Here is a 16,742-nt window from a genome sequence, read left to right as displayed (position 1 = left end):
ATATGTTACAAACAAGATCCGTCACCTTCTCCTACAAAAATGGAAATCATTTCCATTTTCCCGACCTGTATTGCAGGGCGGGAGAAGCTTTATTGATCACCGGAAATTCCGGCCATGGCAAAACAACCCTGTTGCATTTACTGGCCGGCATTCTCCGGCCCTCCTCCGGTGAGATCCATATTCATGGAAAAAATATCACTACCCTTTCCGAAAAAAAACTGGACAGTTTTCGCGGCCAAAAGATCGGCATCGTTTTCCAGCAATCCCATTTTGTTCAAAGCCTCACGGTACTGGACAATATACTGCTGGCCGCGAAGCTCTCCGGGAAAATAACGGATCCGGAAAAAGCAAAATGCTTACTCGATCGCCTCAACCTGGCAGAGAAGATCCACAAGAAACCGGCAGAACTGAGCCAGGGCCAGCAGCAGCGTGTGTCTATCGCAAGAGCATTGATCAATGATCAATCGATCATCCTCGCAGATGAACCAACTTCCAGCCTCGATGACGAGCATTGCGCTATCGTGGCTGCAATATTGAAGGAACAGGCAGCCATCGCAGATGCGGCGCTTGTAATAGTAACTCATGATCAGCGCCTGAAAAACATTTTTGGGAATACAATTGGAATTTAGATGTTATTAAAGATCGCCTGGAAAAACCTCTGGCAAAAACCGCTCAATACCTTACTCAGTTGGCTGCTGCTTGCAGTCAGCGTGGCTATTATTTCAGTACTGCTGCTTTTTCAGCAACGCTTTGAACAACAGTTCAGCAGGAGTATCAGTAATGTTGATATGGTGATCGGCGCAAAAGGAAGCCCATTACAACTGGTCCTTTCCGCCGTATTCCATATTGATGCGCCAACCGGAAACATCAAATATGCAGAAGTGGAAAAATGGATGCAGCATCCTTATGTAGCCACTGCCATACCGCTGGCATATGGAGATGCATACAAAGGCTACAGCATTGTTGGAACCACACAGGAATTTGTGAAGCAGCCAGGCATAGGGCTCATCAGGGGAAAATTCAATGCCGCAGACTTTGAAGTAGTGGCAGGTCATGGCATCGCACAAAAGCTCGGCCTGAAACCAGGCAGCAAATTCTACAGCACCCACGGCAATGATGAACACGCAGAAGCACATAACGACCATCCTTACACGATAACCGGAATACTGAAGCCTACCGGTCAGATCACAGACAACCTGCTGATCACTAATCTTGAAAGCGTATGGAAGATCCATGAACATGGAGAACAGGGAGATCATGAAGCTGAAAATGATGAAGAACATCACGCAGAACATACAGGAGAACACCATGCGGAACACGATGAACAACACCAGCACCAAAATGCTGATTCAACAAGCAGGGAACTCACAGCCGTTCTCCTGAAATTCCGTAACCCTGTTGCCAGTATCCAGTTACCCCGCACCATCAATGAGCAGACGGGCCTGATGGCGGCAGTGCCTGCCATCGAGATCAATCGCCTCTTCTCTCTTTTCGGCATCGGTATCGATGTACTTACAGCCGTGGGCATTGGCATTATGATCCTTTCAGGTCTGAGCATTTTCGTGGCGCTGTTCAATTCACTCAAAGAAAGGAAATATGAACTGGCGCTCATGCGCACGATGGGGGCATCCAGGAGTAGATTATTATTCCTCTTGCTGCTGGAAGCCGGCATACTCTGTATGGCTGCACTGGTAACAGGACTTACAGCCAGCCGGCTGGTGATCGGGGCCATGGCAGACAAACTGGAAAGCGATTATCGCCTGTCCGTTTCCCCTTTTACATTCCATGTGCCGGAAGAATTGAACTTATGTCTGCTAACAATTTTTCTTTCACTGGCAGCCGCGCTGATACCCGCCATTGGCGCCTGGTTCATCAATATCTCTAAAACATTGTCGCATGAATAAGATCAGACAATATATCATCTACACCTGCCTGTTACTGGTGGTAGCCTGTAGCAATATTTCTTCCCTGTGCAGTCACAACAGTTTTAATGATACAAGCTTTTCGTACAGGAAAAACAAATCATCGAAACAACAGGACGCAATAGACATTCGATACACTTCAAGCGATCTTCAGAACAAAATAATCAGTTGGCAGACGCTGAAAGATGTTACTTACAAATCAAAATGGAATGAGGAAATGCAGCTGGATTTCATGTATCCTGTTTTCGGTAATAATGTAAAAAAACTGAAAGGTCAGCAACTTACGATCTCAGGATACATGGTGCCGTTAAATATCGCAGAGGGATTGTATGCGGTTTCCAGGTACACTTATGCCGCCTGTTACTTCTGTGGCAAGAGCGGCCCGGAATCAGTGGTCTCTCTCAAATTCCAGAAAAAGCCACGCCGCTTCAAACTGGATGAATACGTAACGGTATCAGGCACGATGGACCTGAACGATACCGATGTGAACGATTTCATTTACATCTTCCGGAACGCAGCAGAAATCAGGTAACCTTCAGTTTGGCGGTTGTTCTCCGGGTAAAAACGATATTGGTTACATGTGCTGTTATAATGAGCACCGCTGCCGCCGGAATACAAAACATCAGGTATGCTTCTTCTGTTAACTGGTTAACGATCAATAACAGGAACCCGGAACAGAACAACAATGAAGGCAATACCCTGTGATGATGGCGGCGATAGCCATGATTGAGCGAGAAGTATCCAAAAACAAATGCCAGCGCTATCATCCCCCATTCAACAGCAGCGCTCTCCATGATATCGATCCCCAAAAAAGGAAGACTGCTTACAAGCAATGGCAATACAGTGCAGTGAATAGCGCAAAGTACAGAAGTAAAGATCCCCAGGTGGTCGTAACTGATTTTCATAACTGCGAGAATTGATTAGATAAACAAAGCTAACAATTATTGCAACATTGTTGCATTTTATAATCACTAATTTTTTTTAGAACCTCATGCGTCCATTTTTCAAATGCAATGCATCAAATCTTACAAACTTTATAATTACAAAGCGAGGAGCTTTCCACTGGCAAAGACCGGAACCAGGTTCGGAAATGAGGAAGGAAACGGCCTTGTATTTTTCGATAGGGATGCTCAACCGAATACTTTTCGAATCCGGCAGATTTTCATCAACCAAAAAATAACTGTCAGGAACATGAAAGTATATTGTTGTTCCCTGCTGATGAAACACAAGGTTACTTCCACTTTCCTGCGCAGGAAAAAATGCCATTACATTACAGTTCGAGATTATTTACATCCACCCAATCGTATTCAAGTTACTTCATTTATCCTTCGTTTCTATTCCTCCAATAATTTCCTGATATCATCGATGAGTTTCCTGACCATCTTCAGATCCGTTGCATTATAGAACCCCCGGATCCTTCTTTCCTTATCCAGTAACGCTACATATTCCGTGTGAATGAAATCATTTTCGATCTCAGTTGGCGGATCTTCCACAGCCAGCAGATAGTCTATCCGAGCAGCCTTATAGAGCTTTTCCTTATCGCCGGTAAGGAACTGCCATACCGGGGACTGTACTTGCAATCGTTCACTATATTCATGAAGCACATTTACTGAATCATGAAGCGGATCTACAGTATGAGACAATATGCAAACCTCCCGGCTGTTCTTAAAAGCAGTATAGACCAGTTCGAGGTTCTTGTTCATCACTTTGCAGATACCAGGACAGGTGGTGAAAAAATATTCCACCACCGTTACTTTTCCTTCCACGCTTTTTTCCGTGACCAGTTCCCCGTTTTGATTCAGGAAGGAAAACGGCCCGGGTGCATGTTCAGGCGGACCTGGGAAAGGGAGCGGGTCTGGCTTCGAAAGAGAAATGGCCAGGAAAACGATTCCCGCTACACTTATTGCTGTAACAAAGAGAAGGCCCATCAGCTGTGTGCGTGATATGCCTTCTTTTTTTCCTTTACTCATAACATAAAAGATATATGGACCATAGCCCGGTTATTGGTTTTCACAAATCCGTTTGCCAGATCCTGTGACAATGGCCGTCGAAAACTGGCGCCGATGGCGAATTTGCTGAAGCTCGCTTCCAGTCCTGCTATTCCCATCAGCACATTGCCACCCGACACATCTGCTTTAAAACCTTCATCCAAATCCTTCTCAGCAGATTCATACAATATACCCGCATTGGGAGCCAGGGTAAAAGAATTGAGTATCCTGAATTTATAATACGCCTGTGCACTTACACTCATCTTATTGCCATACTGGTAATCATCCCTGTTGCTGGTATTGAACTTGTAACTGGCAGCCGTATTGATGCCGGCATCCTGCAACCTGATATCGTACATTGCGTTCAGGGTAAAATCAACGCTGCCGGTTCCCAACTGGAAAAGATTGGCAGAAGGGGCCGCCGGGGCCTTATCCGGAGTTTCATATTTACCGGTAGGTAATTTCACACCCCCTCCTATCCAAAGCGATTGCACCAGCATTTTTGACCCGATGGTCCTGCGTTTATCCAGCAGTTGATAAAATCCCTGTACCCCGATATCGCCCAGCCCAGATTTCTCGTCTTTATTGCCCTGGTTCTTTTTGGTATTGTAGTTGAATGGAACATAGCCCATCACACGGAAACGTTTCCCGATGGTCCAGCCACCCCAGAGCTCGGCCGTATGAAAGGCTTCATCTGTTGTAAGATAAGAGGTTTGCCCATTTGCACCAATATGCGTTTTCAAAGTATTGTACCGGTAGCGAAGACCAATGATCTTCTTCCTGAACTCCGGCAGAATACCGATATAATAGCTACCAACACCGCATCCGCAGATATCGCAGGCAAAGAGGGCTGGCCCGAAGGCCAGCATTAGAAATAGTATGATGATTCTTTTCTTCATTATTATTTGGTTGAGGAAGTGATGGCAACCGGCAAATCGATCTTAACCTTTTCCCATTGAACGCTGATCAAACCGTTGGTGGGACTGATTTCTGTAACCGAGTACATCAATCTTGGTGTGAAATCGACTGCCTGAGGTACGAGATCTACTCTTACGAGATCCAGTGAAGGATCATAATCATCGGTTAGGTGCTGTTGGTAATTTTTGTTCACGATCACCACCCATTTTTCTCTCCCGGGAATAGTAAAGAATGCATAAGTACCGGCAGGAATGGTTTTACCACCAATGATGAAATCATGGTTCACATTTATGGAGGTAGCGGAATGTGCACCCGTCACCCACACCTGATCAAATGGTACCAGTCCACCCCAGATCTGCCGGTTCTTTACGCCGGGCGAATTATAGGTGATATGGATTTGTGCATCTCCCACATTGGCCATAGCCACCATTTTGGGGCTTCCTTTGAGTGTATCTTCTTTCAGTTCTCCACTGTTGATCTTTTTCACATAGGCGGAAGAACCACCCGATGGCAGCACATGTCCGTGATGGTTAGTATCTGCTTTTTTTTCTGCATTTTCCTGTTGTCCGCATGAAGCGATCAGCAGTAAACAACAGATCCGGAAAGTCCATTTCATTGCAAATAATTTTTACTGTTCCGCAAATCGTTTATCATTGATAAACTCGTAATCATTGAGTGTTTTCAGGAAGGCAATGATCTTTGCCTGTTCTTCATTGGTGAGTGGTATCCCAATATTTCCTTCCTTTTTCAACAAGGGGTCCAGGTTCTGGTAATCCTTTACGCGTTTGGCATAATGCTCCAACACGGCGGGAAGGTTGAGAAAACGGCCATCATGCATATAGGGAGCGGTAAAGGAAAGATTGCGCAGGCTCGGTACTTTGAACTTGTATTTATCCGGCTCATTCAGCGTAACGGTGTACCTTCCGGAATCATTGTTGAAACCGATGCCGATGCCATTGTTCCTGAAACTTTCGTCGGTAAAGAGAGGTTCCGTGTGGCAGGAACTGCAGTTGGCTTTGAACAGTTCATACCCTGCCTGTTCTTCAGCAGTGAAAGTTTCTCCTTCTTTCCGCATCACTTTATCGTACTTAGAATTGGAGCTTACCAGCATTACCATGAACTGGGAAAGTGCTTTCATCACTCGTTCTGTATTGATCTCTTCCGTACCGAATGCCTTTTTGAAGAGACCGGGATATTCCGGACGGTTCCGGAGTTTTTCCATTACGTTGAGAATAGTCTCATCCATTTCTACAGGATTGGTGATGGGCACAACGGGTTGAAGGTCCAAATCTGTAACGCCTCCGTCCCAGAAGAAGCTTTTGCTCCAGGCCATGTTCATGATGGCCTGCGAGTTCCGCTTTCCAAGCCTGTCTTCTATACCGTGGCTCACATCATGCCCATGATGCGTGAAACCTGCAGACTGGATATGACAGCTACCACAGCTCACGGTATTATCGCGGGAAAAGCGGGGCTCGTAGAACAGTTTTTTCCCCAGTTCAAATTTAGCCTGTGCAATTTCGTTTGTACTGAACCGGTAGGTAGTTTCCGGCCAGCCTTCCGGCTTCCTGAAACCGGAAAACGAATCGATCACTTTTTTGGAACAGGCGCATAGCGAGATCATGCACGCTATGATGATCCAGTGTTTCGAATGCATAGCGGCATTAATTTTCAGTATGATCATGCGTGAACATACCCATGAAATTATTGGCGATCCCTAAACTAAAAGTGCTGAACATCACGGCTGGGTGTGAGGCTATGCTGAGTTTATTGGGGCCATCAAATACTTTTGCGATATCAACAAAAAGGTGCACATTGGCTTCGCGACCCTTCCTCACTTTGGCCACACCTCCGGCAGTGAGGTCCATCGTGATGGTTTTGATATTGTTGATGGGAGAAGCCTCTGTATTGCCGAATCCGCCGATATGATAACGGAATTTCCTGGTGTTTAAAGGATCGAGCGGCGCTGATGGTGATGTTCCTTCAAGTTTGAGGAAGATATAGCCCATGGTCCATCCCCAGAACATACCGTCTTCCATGCCGCCGGCCACATCCAGTACTCCTTTCCTTTTGCTCAGGTCCATGGTAGCACGGAGACTGTCTACTCCCAGTGTAAAAGTGAGTTGCGAATATTCTCCTTCCGGTACTTTCACTTTGCAGAAGCGGGTTGACTGATCATCTTCCCTGATCAGGAAATAACTGCTGTCCTGCGGCACTACATATTCTGTTCCATCGGCCTTCTTTACTTTGATGTTACTGATATAGTATTGCAGCCTGTCTATATTGAATTCTTCGCCCTGAGCATTGTAATAAGTGCCTGCATTGAGCTGTAGATTTTGTCCGCCAACAATATTATCGAATTCCACAGAGAGCGGCGCCAGGTTTTCATCATTGAAACTGTCATTGTTTTTTTTGCAGGATGAAGCCAGGCAAAGGTTGATGCCCAGCGCTATCATGATAAATCTGAATATTTTGTTCATACTAATAGTCTTTGGACCTGCACGAAAATTATTTCGGTGCAGATAGATGTGCATTTTGAATGAATTGCTGATCAGTTAAATAGAAATTGGAGCAGACGCATAATATTCTGATGCTGGAGGAACAGGATCAACCCACCTATTACAATCAATAGCATGAGGATATACATCCTTGTTCTTCTCAGCACATTACGGTCATGCCAATTTTGTTGGCTTACCATATGCGGGAAGTTTAAAATGTTCTGAAATAAGCTATTGATCACCGGGAGATTACCCAATGATAAAGCAACTGTTACCTTCAGAAGAATTAAGCAGAAAATGCAGGAGGATGGAAGATGCTTGGGTAGTAATTAGTGGAATAAGGCGGGTTCCTGAAATGATCGAATTGCCTTACAAACTGTTGCTGATCATCAAGGTCGATAGCTTCAATCTGTTCTGTAAAATCGAGGGGAGCCAGCTTAATATTATTCTTTTCACTGGTGGCTGGTTTTTCCGCGGCTTTTGCCAGTTGTTTGCTGAGATGGCATTTGCCATTACAATGCATGGCCGGACGTGCCTTGTTTTCGCAGAAATTGGCAGTGATAAAGTCTTTGTTGAATTCGTAATGGAGAAAGACCAACGGCACCGCCAACAGCTTGACCAGCATGAGGGCAAGAAGATAAGCTGCCGCGGTATTACGAATCAGTTTTTCCATTTGCGGCACAAAGGTAAGTGATTCAACATAAACGTGCGGAAATCTCATACAGTTCATTAACGGCACTAATAAAGAACAGCAAACCAACTCCCGGTTTTCCGTGATTTTTAGCGCCAGGTCAAAAGGAAGCTTCAACGAACGCAAAGATTATTTACTTTCGCAAAGATTTTTTCAGATGCTTTATTCCCTTATTGCGCATCCCCCTGCAATCCCCAAATTCAAATAATCCCGAACCCGAGATGAGAGCAGCCAGGCAGTCATATACTTTTAAGCATACACACATCCACAGTTGTCTGACCATTTTGATGCTCTGGCTTTCCTTAAATTCGAACGCCCAAACCACTCCTGACTTTTCCATCAATAAGAAAGAAGGTTGTATTCCTTTAAGCGGCGTCAATTTTACGGACCAGTCTTCGGGCGGTACGGTTACACGCCGCGACTGGAACCTCGGTAATGGAACCATCATCAATGCAGGCGCAGCCACTGTAGGCACCAACTATCTCACTGACGGAAAATATTATGTAACACTTACTGTTACCTTCTCCAATGGAGATACCAGAACAAAAAAGGATTCTGTAATTGTACACCCCAGGCCGATTGCGGATTTTGATGCCGACGAGGAAACCGGCTGTTCTCCGCATCGTGTCAATTTTACCAGTCTAGCCACAACCAAAACCGGAACCATCACAGAATGGCTTTGGGACTTTGGCGCAGGCGGAAGCACACAAACCGATCCATCTTTCACCTACAATGTAAATGGAGAATACAATGTATCCCTCATTGTAAAAAACAACTGGAATTGCGAAAGTGAAGCGGCTATCAGGATGCGGTATATAAAAGTGTATCCAAAAGTCAATGCATCCTTCACCATTCCCGATAATGCAGATTGCGAAGCGCCCTTCACCACAACCTTTGTAAATACCAGTACCGGTGGTGGCGTCATCACTTATGAATGGGACTTTGGCGATGGCAGCCCAAAATCAACCGACGTCAATCCCACACATACTTATTCCAGTACCGGCGCATTTACCGTTACACTCACGGCGCGCAACGGCTCCAATTGTGTGAGCACATATACCACGGCCTTCAATAACAGGGTATTCGTTGGCAAACCACAACCCGCTATTACAGCACCCACCACTGTTTGCGCCAATACATCCGTTAATTTTTCAGGCTCGGTAACACCGGCGGATTTTCTATATTCCGTAAAATGGCTCTTCCCGGACAATGGAGCCGTTCAATATGGCCAGAATACTTCGCACATATTCACTACACCCGGCACATACAACATTGCAATGGTGGCATACAATTATCCCCAATGCAATGATACTGCCTGGCATACTGTTTCCGTAAAGCCCGGTCCTGTAGCTAATTTTAGCGCTGACAAACCAACAGGATGCTCCATCCCTTTCGCTGTTCAGTTCACAGACCAAAGCAGTCCTGCATCAGAACTTACCTACGATTGGAACTTTGGCGACGGAAGTCCCCATGAAGCCAATGCCAGTCCATCGCATACTTATTCCAGTTTCGGCGCTTATACAGTATCCCTTACCGTTACCGACCCCGCTACCGGTTGTGCAGCAACAAAACAGTTATCCAATGCCGTTAGAATAGTGAAGCCACGCGTCGATTTCACCTATACCCCACCGGAAGGTTGTAAACCTTTGCCCGTAAAAGCTACTGCCCGCCTGTCTGATATTGTTGACCCGGTAGCGGATTATACCTGGGATTTCGGAGATGGTACCATCATCACCGCCCCGGTGGACAATGCCACCCATACCTACACTGCAGCCGGCACTTTCGATATCAAACTGACCATTGTTACACAGCAGGGATGCACCGTGAGCTCCGATGCCAAACCCGTAACTGTTGCCGATATCTGCGATGATGATGGGTCCGGCGGCGGCGGAGGCGGTGGTGGTGGAGCCGGAGTAATGCTGGGAAAAACCTGCGCGGATAAATTCACAGTAACCTTTACTGACACCGTTCAGGATTCTCAACCCATCAGTTGGGATTTTGGCGATGGCTCGCCCCTGTACACCACAGCGCCGCTTAATCCGGTTACACATACATTTCCTGCCTCCGCAAAAAAATACCTGGTCACGCTTACACGTCGTAACACGATCACCAATTTAGTTTCTACTGCACAATTCCGTGCAGTGATCATCGATGAAAAAGCAAATTTCAAACCCGATATCTTCAATATCTGCATCAACAAAACCGTCAATTTCGCCACCATTGATATCGACTCTTCCAATATCAACAAATACACCTGGGATTTTGGAGATGGTACAACGCCTTTAGTGATCGACAACAAGAACTATTTCCGGAATTACGGGAAGTACCTGAATGGAAACACTTCGCACACCTATATCAACAATGGGGTATTCTATATTACACTCACCATTGAAGACAAACTGGGATGCACACATTCCTTTCAGTATCCTGTGCCTGTTACGGTAGAAGGACCGGTGGTGGGCTTTGAAGCATCGCCCCTGACCAGCTGCCTCAAAGATTTTACCGTAGCTTTCCAGGACACATCCAAACCCAACGGATCTACACCTATTGTGGAATGGACATGGAGCTTTGGAGATGGCAGTCCTGCTTTTGTTACCACACAAGACACCTTGCTGCATCATGCTTATTCCAATGATACCTACTATCGGTTCTATAACATTACACTCAAAATAAAAGACGCCGCCGGATGTGAAGCCCAGGTGACCCGTAACAACCATGTAAAGAGTTACCGGCCCAAAGCTTCTTTCTACAGCAATGATGTGCTGAAATGCGGTAATCATAATGTAACCCTGTATAACAATTCATCCGCCCGGAACGGCTCGTACACCTGGTATTACGGAGATGGCGCCACCTCTGCCGGTTATAATGGCTCACGTACATATACAGCCGATGGTGAGTATGATATTTCGCTGGTGGTGACCGATGAAAACGGATGCCGCGACAGCATCGCCAAAGAAGAGTATATCAAACTGGTCAAACCTAAAGCAGATTTTATGATTGGAGACGATAGCAAATGCGCTCCCATCGCCCTTCAATTCTTCGACAACTCTGCTTACGCCAATACCTTCGAATGGGATTTTGGAGATGGCGGTACAGGATCCACCGATAAAGACCCTGCTGCACACATATACGCAGCGCCCGGATTTTACCAGGTAAAATTGAAAATTACAGGAGTGAGTGGTTGCACACACGACACAACAAAAACCATCCGGGTAAAAGGCCCTATCGGGAACCTTACAGTGGGAAATGCAACCGGCTGCATTCCCTTCACACTTCCCATGAAAGTAACTGGCAGCAATATCAGCACCTATGCCTGGGATTTTGGAGATGGTACTCCTGTGCAGCCTTCTTCTGAAAGTGAAGTGGCGCATATTTATCCGCTGGCAGGCACCTATCGCCCCAATGTAATACTAACGAGCCCCGAAGGTTGTCCCTTCACTTTGAAAGCGCCTGATCCGGTGATCGTGGATTCAGCTTTTGCAGCGTATTCCATTGACCGGCCGGTCCGTTGCAACCTGGACCGTACCGTGCAATTCACCAATCTGTCCACCTCCGCTTTTGCACCCCGCAGCTATAAATGGTTGTTTGGAGACAATCAGGAATCTACAGATGAAACTCCTGTTCACACCTATAATGCGCCAGGAAAATATGATGTAACCCTGATCGTGTTCAGCCGGTATGGATGTTCCGATACCATCAGCTCACAACCAGTTGTCATTTACAAACAGCCCGAAGTAAGAATTTTGGGCGATAAGGAAAAATGCGCCAAAGCGCAGGTGGATTACCAGGCAGATGTGATCTCGGAAGATGCGATCACCAATTATACCTGGAAGATCGATCAATCCATTGTAAGCCGGCAGGACCATTTCGACCATCGTTTCAATACAGCCGGAACCTACCGCCTATCACTAACCGTAAATACAAAATACGGTTGTGAAGAAACAGTAGAAGAACCAATTACCATCCGCCCGCTACCGGTACCGGCAGCCACACCGAAGAATACCACCATTTGCATTGGAAGCCCTGTTTCCCTGCAGGCGCATGACGGTGATCATTTCAGTTGGTGGCCCAACCAGTGGATGAGCGGCGCCAATACAGACCATCCCCAGGTTTCACCGCAACAGGACATGCGCTATTATGTAAAGGTCATTAACCAATATGGTTGCGAAGAACTGGACAGTATGGATGTGCATGTTGATGAAAAAGTAAACCTGCAACACAGTAAAGATGTTATTATTTGCAAGGGTGAACGAACACGCTTATCGGCCAGTGGCAATACTCCTGATTTCGTGTGGACACCATCGTTAGGACTGAACAATCCGAATATCGCTTCGCCGGTTGCTTCCCCTCAACAAACTACCACGTATGAAGTCACTGGTATCAGTCACAATACATGCCCCAGTGAAACAGGCCGTATCAAAGTAACTGTAGGCGAGATCCCCACCGTGGACCTTGGTCCGGATCTCACAGTGGAAGCCGGAAAGTCTGTGACCCTGCAACCTGTTCTGAGCAGCGATGTGGTATCTTACAACTGGCAGCCGGGTACCGGCCTGAATTGCATCAATTGCCCTACGCCGCGCTTCATTGCCGATAAAGATATTACCTACCGCCTCACAGTAAGAACACAATACCAGTGTGAAGCAACCGATGCAATAAACATACATGTTGCCTGTGGAAAAGGGGCGGTTTATATTCCCAATGCTTTTACTCCCAATCACGATGGTAAAAATGACCGATTCAATATCCGTGGATTTGGTATTCAAAAAGTAAAAAGTTTCCGGATCTATAATCGCTGGGGGCAGCTGGTATTCAACAGGGATAACTTCCTGCCCAATGACACCAATGCCGGATGGGATGGCCGGTTCAATGGACAGATTGCCGAAGGCGGCACCTATGTGTACATCACAGAAGTGATTTGTAATGAAGGAAAGCCGTTGGTGTTAAAAGGTACGGTTATCCTGGTGCGTTGATTTGAGAACGGCTAAACCTTCAATCGGTTGTATATTTATATAAAATCATTCATCATGATTACAACCTTTCCTCATACCACAGAAAAACTATTCTTCACCTGCCTGTTCGCAATTTTATTGATCCTTGCATGCAGTGGTACGGATAAAGATGATCCAACTTTCCTGAAAACTTATGGAGGCAATCCTTACATGGGATCCTTACAGGTTGATATAATCCTTCCAGACGGGAAATACGCTCATACTAATTATGGCAAAGGCAGCGCTCAGTTCATTGGCGTGGAAAACAACAAGGCCCGGATGATCCTGTTCGGCGCCATCAGCAATGAGAAAGGCGACGCAGGGTTTACAGTGGATGGGAATTGCAATAAACTTAACTGGCAATGCAAATCAGATAGTGTACAACTAAATATCTCCGACAAGGGAATGATCAGCGGAACAGCCAGACGCTTTCCCCAGCAATTTAATTTTTCAGGAAAAATATCCGATGTAAGACTGGAGTTCACGACGGAATTGAAAACATTACAAAAAGCTTCCGGCGGGCTGCCTGCGGGAACAAGATACGTTTTCAAATATGTGCTTCGCAGGGAGGTATCCGGCAAAGGAACAACGAAGAGCAGTTGTAAAAAGATTGTCTGGAAACCGCAATATATCGGGAATTTCGATGGCAGCGGCACTACGGTAATGGTACCGCATTGTGCGGATTGAAAAAGCCCCGGCATTTTTTTATTTACAGGGGTCTTATTTGTATTCACTTTCGATCCTAATCCAGTACCTCTTTCATTCCTTCTTCATAACTGGTTGGTGTAAATCCAAACTGTTTACAGAATTTCTGGCTATCGAAAAAGTAGTCCTGATTATTCTGGTATTGCATTTCTACCAGTTCGTGGATCGTTCTGTTGAACAGTCCTGCCAATCTGAGCAGAAAAGGACTGAGTAAAGAGAATGAAGCCTTCACCCCTTTGATGGATGCTGCTTTCTCAACAAACTCCCTGCCTGTAAATCGTTGCGATGAAGTGGGAAGATGCCATACCTGGCTATACGCACTGTTCGTATTTCCTAATTTAGCTGTAGCTTTTGCTGCATCGGGGGTATAAGTAAAAGAATGTACTTTATCTGCATTCGATTGCCAGTTCAGTTTCCTACCTTTCAGAATTGGATCCAATACCATGATGTTCAGAATTCCATTTTTGGCGCCGGGCCCATAGAAATCAGCGCTTCTGGCGATTAATGCCTTCAATCCTTTCTGTGAGATGGCATTGTGGATCTTCTCAACTATTGCCAGTCGAACTTTTCCTTTTTTAGAAGGAGGATTCAACGGGCTTTCTTCCGTCATATGCGGGATCGCCTGCTTATCGTATGAATACACATTATCGAAGAATACGAGTTTAACGCCATGTTTCAGACAGGCATTGATCACATTGTCCATGATCAGTGGCCAGTCTCTTTGCCAGATCCTCAGATCGTATTTCAATCCCACTACCAGGTAGGCAATACTTGTACCTGCAACGGCGGCATCTACCTGCTCTGCAGATAACAGATTGGCGGATAAAAGTTCATCGTCGCCGTTCACTTGCTGAGGATTGCGCGCTACCAGTCTTACCCGATCAGTATATTGTTTAAGTTCTCTCGCCAATAGTTTGCCAATGTCTCCGCCAGCGCCGAGGATCACTTGTGTCATGATTGATCAATTTGATTTCGATACAAAACTACCGTATCCTAAGTAAATTGCACTCCGGTACTAAAGCCGGCTCAGAAGAACCTGAAAAAATAAGCCTCATGCCTACCAAATCTCTTAAGATCCCTGTTTCACCTGCAATCGGAAAAGTTTCCGCAATCAGCTCCATTCCAGAAAAAGTAAAAGCTGTGATTACCCTGGCGCATGGAGCAGGCGCCGGAATGGAACATATTTTCATGGAAACGCTGGCTGCCGGTCTTGCCGGAGCAGGCATTGCTGTACTTCGTTTCAATTTTCAATTTTCTGAACAAAAGAAAAAAAGACCGGACTCACCGGCAGTTGCGCATCAAACCATTGAAGCGGCTATCAACAAAGCGCTTGCATTGTTTCCCGGGCTCCCGCTTTTTGCAACAGGCAAATCATTTGGAGGAAGGATGTCTTCACAGTATTTGTCGGCCAATCCGCGCAAGGATGTAAAAGGACTTATCTTCTACGGCTTCCCTCTGCACCAGCCCGGCAAACCTTCCATCGAAAGGGCGGAGCATTTGAAAGACGTAAAACAGCCAATGCTGTTTTTACAGGGAACGAAGGATACATTGGCTGATATCGTTATGATGGAAGCTGTATGTAAAACACTCAGGAAAACTACACTCATAAAATTCGAAGGAGCAGACCATTCCTTCAAGGCAGGGAAAAAGGAGATGATCCCCTTACTGGTGGAAGCCACTCAAAAATGGGTGGAGAAAAATTCCAAATAACCAGATCGAACCGGCAACTGAATTGTTTCCGAAGGGAGCCCTGAGCAGTTAAGCCTGTTTTGATCCGCAATTCGCCGCAATTGACCTTTTTATTGTCTCAACCACACCTGTTATGTTTTAGTTCCCACCACTAATTTTGGAAAAAAAAGATTATGGCAAAAACTGATTTCAAAAACGTAGATGAATATCAAAAAGGGTTTCCTGCTGAAATAAAGGAAAGACTTGAATCTGTCAGGCAGCTTATCAGGGAAACCGCTCCCGGCGCTGAAGAGATCATCAGTTATCAGATCCCCGCATATAAATACCATGGATACCTGATCTATTACTCAGGATACAAAGGTCATATTTCCCTGTCATCTCCCTGGAGCAAAGCATTCCTGGAAACTTTCATGACCGATCTGGCCAAATACAAGGTCAGCACCTCCGCCATCCAGCTTCCAAACGATCAACCTTTACCTGTGGCCCTCATCAAGAAAATAGTGAAATTCAGGATGAAAGAGAACAAGGAAAACGAAAGCCTGAAAGCTGTGGCAAAAAAGAAGAAAACTAAAAAATAGAAAGACGGGCGGGAGCGCCTAAAAATATTTCTCGAACATCAGCCCGTAAGTCAGCAGCAAATTCTCTGTTGAAGTAATATTCTGCCGGTTATAATTGAACGCAGTAGTGAGGTTGAGCCATTTGTACAGGTTAAATGAAATTGTTGTGTTCAATTTCAAAATATAATCCCTGGCATCGGACAAGGAAGGCTGAAAGAAATTGGAGCCTTCCACACGGATCATTTCTCTAATAACGAACCGGTATTTTAGCCGAAGGGAGTTACGGACAGCCTGGTAGCTGCTTCGTCCATATTTGTCGGGAACACTGAGGTCCGTGGTTTCAACCAGGAATCCATCGCTTAGCTCCAGATTGGATTTACTGTTTTTCACAAAGACGTATCCTACACCGGCGCCTGCCTGTAATCGACTGTCCACTTTTAGCGAATAACTTTTTTCAAAGCCTGCCAGTCCCCAGTAATAGAACTTTTGAACGTTCTTTAAAAAATCGGCATTCAGAATACCCAGCAGATCATCATTGGTTTTGATGGTTGGATTGCGGCCATACACATAACTTACCAAACTATTCAGAGACAGTTTTTTCTTATCCACCTGGAAACGAAAAGCATTATTGAACAGATAAGTGGTGCCGGTACTGGTTTTGTTCATATTTCCGGTTCCTGAAAAATTGATATAGTGATCAACCGAATCACTGAACTGCGCATAACCTGTTAATTGTATTGTGCACAGGCAAACGGACATGAGAAATACACTCTTCACAATCTGGATCAT

17 protein-coding genes are annotated in these 16,742 nt (G+C 45.6%); 7 read left to right on the top strand and 10 right to left on the bottom strand.

The window, feature by feature from the left end; translation table 11 throughout:
• Positions 1 to 2 precede the first annotated feature (2 nt).
• From D9Y29_RS08805 to D9Y29_RS08795, 3 genes are read left to right on the top strand one after another with little or no spacing between them, the layout of a single operon-like run.
• On the top strand, positions 3 to 629 hold the full coding sequence (locus tag D9Y29_RS08805) for an ABC transporter ATP-binding protein (RefSeq protein ID WP_127127130.1): 627 nt from the start codon (positions 3 to 5) through the stop codon (positions 627 to 629).
• Positions 630 to 1,904 (top strand): ABC transporter permease, encoded by a 1,275-nt coding sequence (locus tag D9Y29_RS08800; protein WP_127127128.1) that lies wholly within the window; start codon positions 630 to 632, stop codon positions 1,902 to 1,904.
• Positions 1,897 to 2,454: a DUF3299 domain-containing protein gene (locus tag D9Y29_RS08795; RefSeq protein WP_127127126.1), complete on the top strand. Its 558-nt coding sequence runs from the start codon at positions 1,897 to 1,899 to the stop codon at positions 2,452 to 2,454. The genes D9Y29_RS08800 and D9Y29_RS08795 overlap by 8 nt, the downstream gene beginning before the upstream one ends.
• Here the strand turns inward: D9Y29_RS08795 and D9Y29_RS08790 are convergent.
• From D9Y29_RS08790 to D9Y29_RS08755, 8 genes are all read right to left on the bottom strand, one after another.
• Entirely contained in the window at positions 2,447 to 2,827 is a 381-nt protein-coding gene (locus D9Y29_RS08790) for a MerC domain-containing protein (RefSeq protein ID WP_127127124.1), read from the bottom strand. The genes D9Y29_RS08795 and D9Y29_RS08790 overlap by 8 nt on opposite strands.
• A 76-nt stretch (positions 2,828 to 2,903) precedes the next feature.
• The gene (locus D9Y29_RS08785; protein ID WP_127127122.1) at positions 2,904 to 3,188 is read right to left on the bottom strand and encodes a hypothetical protein; all 285 of its coding nucleotides are present in this window, start codon (positions 3,186 to 3,188) and stop codon (positions 2,904 to 2,906) included.
• 68 nt (positions 3,189 to 3,256) lie between these two features.
• Complete coding sequence (locus tag D9Y29_RS08780; protein WP_127127120.1) at positions 3,257 to 3,892, bottom strand: SCO family protein; 636 nt, start codon at positions 3,890 to 3,892, stop codon at positions 3,257 to 3,259.
• Positions 3,889 to 4,809 (bottom strand): transporter, encoded by a 921-nt coding sequence (locus D9Y29_RS08775; RefSeq protein WP_127127118.1) that lies wholly within the window; start codon positions 4,807 to 4,809, stop codon positions 3,889 to 3,891. Before D9Y29_RS08775 ends, D9Y29_RS08780 begins: the two co-directional genes overlap by 4 nt.
• Positions 4,810 to 4,811: 2 nt before the next feature.
• Positions 4,812 to 5,444: a DUF2911 domain-containing protein gene (locus D9Y29_RS08770; RefSeq protein ID WP_127127116.1), complete on the bottom strand. Its 633-nt coding sequence runs from the start codon at positions 5,442 to 5,444 to the stop codon at positions 4,812 to 4,814.
• A 12-nt stretch (positions 5,445 to 5,456) separates the two neighbouring features.
• Entirely contained in the window at positions 5,457 to 6,482 is a 1,026-nt protein-coding gene (locus D9Y29_RS08765) for a cytochrome-c peroxidase (protein WP_127127114.1), read from the bottom strand.
• Positions 6,483 to 6,489: 7 nt separating this feature from the next.
• A complete protein-coding gene (locus D9Y29_RS08760; RefSeq protein WP_127127112.1) occupies positions 6,490 to 7,305 on the bottom strand; it encodes an MbnP family protein in 816 nt (271 codons plus the stop codon).
• 304 nt (positions 7,306 to 7,609) lie between these two features.
• Positions 7,610 to 8,044 (bottom strand): hypothetical protein, encoded by a 435-nt coding sequence (locus D9Y29_RS08755; RefSeq protein WP_127127110.1) that lies wholly within the window; start codon positions 8,042 to 8,044, stop codon positions 7,610 to 7,612.
• Positions 8,045 to 8,235: 191 nt separating this feature from the next.
• Between D9Y29_RS08755 and D9Y29_RS08750 the strand changes: the two genes are divergently transcribed.
• The gene (locus D9Y29_RS08750; protein ID WP_127127108.1) at positions 8,236 to 12,984 is read left to right on the top strand and encodes a PKD domain-containing protein; all 4,749 of its coding nucleotides are present in this window, start codon (positions 8,236 to 8,238) and stop codon (positions 12,982 to 12,984) included.
• Positions 12,985 to 13,038: 54 nt separating this feature from the next.
• Positions 13,039 to 13,689 (top strand): hypothetical protein, encoded by a 651-nt coding sequence (locus D9Y29_RS08745; RefSeq protein WP_127127106.1) that lies wholly within the window; start codon positions 13,039 to 13,041, stop codon positions 13,687 to 13,689.
• 55 nt (positions 13,690 to 13,744) lie between these two features.
• Here the strand turns inward: D9Y29_RS08745 and D9Y29_RS08740 are convergent, their stop codons facing one another.
• Positions 13,745 to 14,662 (bottom strand): NAD-dependent epimerase/dehydratase family protein, encoded by a 918-nt coding sequence (locus D9Y29_RS08740; RefSeq protein WP_127127104.1) that lies wholly within the window; start codon positions 14,660 to 14,662, stop codon positions 13,745 to 13,747.
• A 98-nt stretch (positions 14,663 to 14,760) separates the two neighbouring features.
• On the opposite strand from D9Y29_RS08740, the gene D9Y29_RS08735 reads away from it, so the two are divergent.
• A complete protein-coding gene (locus D9Y29_RS08735) occupies positions 14,761 to 15,417 on the top strand; it encodes an alpha/beta hydrolase family protein (protein WP_127127102.1) in 657 nt (218 codons plus the stop codon).
• Positions 15,418 to 15,569: 152 nt separating this feature from the next.
• The gene (locus tag D9Y29_RS08730) at positions 15,570 to 15,974 is read left to right on the top strand and encodes an iron chaperone (RefSeq protein ID WP_127127100.1); all 405 of its coding nucleotides are present in this window, start codon (positions 15,570 to 15,572) and stop codon (positions 15,972 to 15,974) included.
• 18 nt (positions 15,975 to 15,992) lie between these two features.
• On the opposite strand, the gene D9Y29_RS08725 is transcribed toward D9Y29_RS08730, so the two are convergent.
• A complete protein-coding gene (locus D9Y29_RS08725) occupies positions 15,993 to 16,742 on the bottom strand; it encodes a DUF481 domain-containing protein (protein WP_127127098.1) in 750 nt (249 codons plus the stop codon).

The organism is Pseudoflavitalea rhizosphaerae (assembly GCF_003991355.1).
In the GTDB taxonomy this organism is placed as follows: domain Bacteria; phylum Bacteroidota; class Bacteroidia; order Chitinophagales; family Chitinophagaceae; genus Pseudobacter; species Pseudobacter rhizosphaerae.
Note: the sequence above shows the minus strand (reverse complement) of the source record. Positions and strands in the feature narration are given on the sequence as shown.

Excerpts from the sequence above, each read along its gene's own strand:
- D9Y29_RS08730 (WP_127127100.1), top strand. The coding sequence starts at position 15,570 with ATGGCAAAAACTGATTTCAAAAACGTAGATGAATATCAAAAAGGGTTT.
- D9Y29_RS08755 (WP_127127110.1), bottom strand. The coding sequence starts at position 8,044 with ATGAGATTTCCGCACGTTTATGTTGAATCACTTACCTTTGTGCCGCAA.
- D9Y29_RS08775 (WP_127127118.1), bottom strand. The coding sequence starts at position 4,809 with ATGAAGAAAAGAATCATCATACTATTTCTAATGCTGGCCTTCGGGCCA.
- D9Y29_RS08800 (WP_127127128.1), top strand. The coding sequence starts at position 630 with ATGTTATTAAAGATCGCCTGGAAAAACCTCTGGCAAAAACCGCTCAAT.
- D9Y29_RS08780 (WP_127127120.1), bottom strand. The coding sequence starts at position 3,892 with ATGAGTAAAGGAAAAAAAGAAGGCATATCACGCACACAGCTGATGGGC.
- D9Y29_RS08785 (WP_127127122.1), bottom strand. The coding sequence starts at position 3,188 with ATGGCATTTTTTCCTGCGCAGGAAAGTGGAAGTAACCTTGTGTTTCAT.
- D9Y29_RS08750 (WP_127127108.1), top strand. The coding sequence starts at position 8,236 with ATGAGAGCAGCCAGGCAGTCATATACTTTTAAGCATACACACATCCAC.
- D9Y29_RS08790 (WP_127127124.1), bottom strand. The coding sequence starts at position 2,827 with ATGAAAATCAGTTACGACCACCTGGGGATCTTTACTTCTGTACTTTGC.
- D9Y29_RS08745 (WP_127127106.1), top strand. The coding sequence starts at position 13,039 with ATGATTACAACCTTTCCTCATACCACAGAAAAACTATTCTTCACCTGC.
- D9Y29_RS08760 (WP_127127112.1), bottom strand. The coding sequence starts at position 7,305 with ATGAACAAAATATTCAGATTTATCATGATAGCGCTGGGCATCAACCTT.
- D9Y29_RS08765 (WP_127127114.1), bottom strand. The coding sequence starts at position 6,482 with ATGCATTCGAAACACTGGATCATCATAGCGTGCATGATCTCGCTATGC.
- D9Y29_RS08795 (WP_127127126.1), top strand. The coding sequence starts at position 1,897 with ATGAATAAGATCAGACAATATATCATCTACACCTGCCTGTTACTGGTG.
- D9Y29_RS08740 (WP_127127104.1), bottom strand. The coding sequence starts at position 14,662 with ATGACACAAGTGATCCTCGGCGCTGGCGGAGACATTGGCAAACTATTG.
- D9Y29_RS08735 (WP_127127102.1), top strand. The coding sequence starts at position 14,761 with ATGCCTACCAAATCTCTTAAGATCCCTGTTTCACCTGCAATCGGAAAA.
- D9Y29_RS08770 (WP_127127116.1), bottom strand. The coding sequence starts at position 5,444 with ATGAAATGGACTTTCCGGATCTGTTGTTTACTGCTGATCGCTTCATGC.
- D9Y29_RS08725 (WP_127127098.1), bottom strand. The coding sequence starts at position 16,742 with ATGATCCAGATTGTGAAGAGTGTATTTCTCATGTCCGTTTGCCTGTGC.
- D9Y29_RS08805 (WP_127127130.1), top strand. The coding sequence starts at position 3 with ATGTTACAAACAAGATCCGTCACCTTCTCCTACAAAAATGGAAATCAT.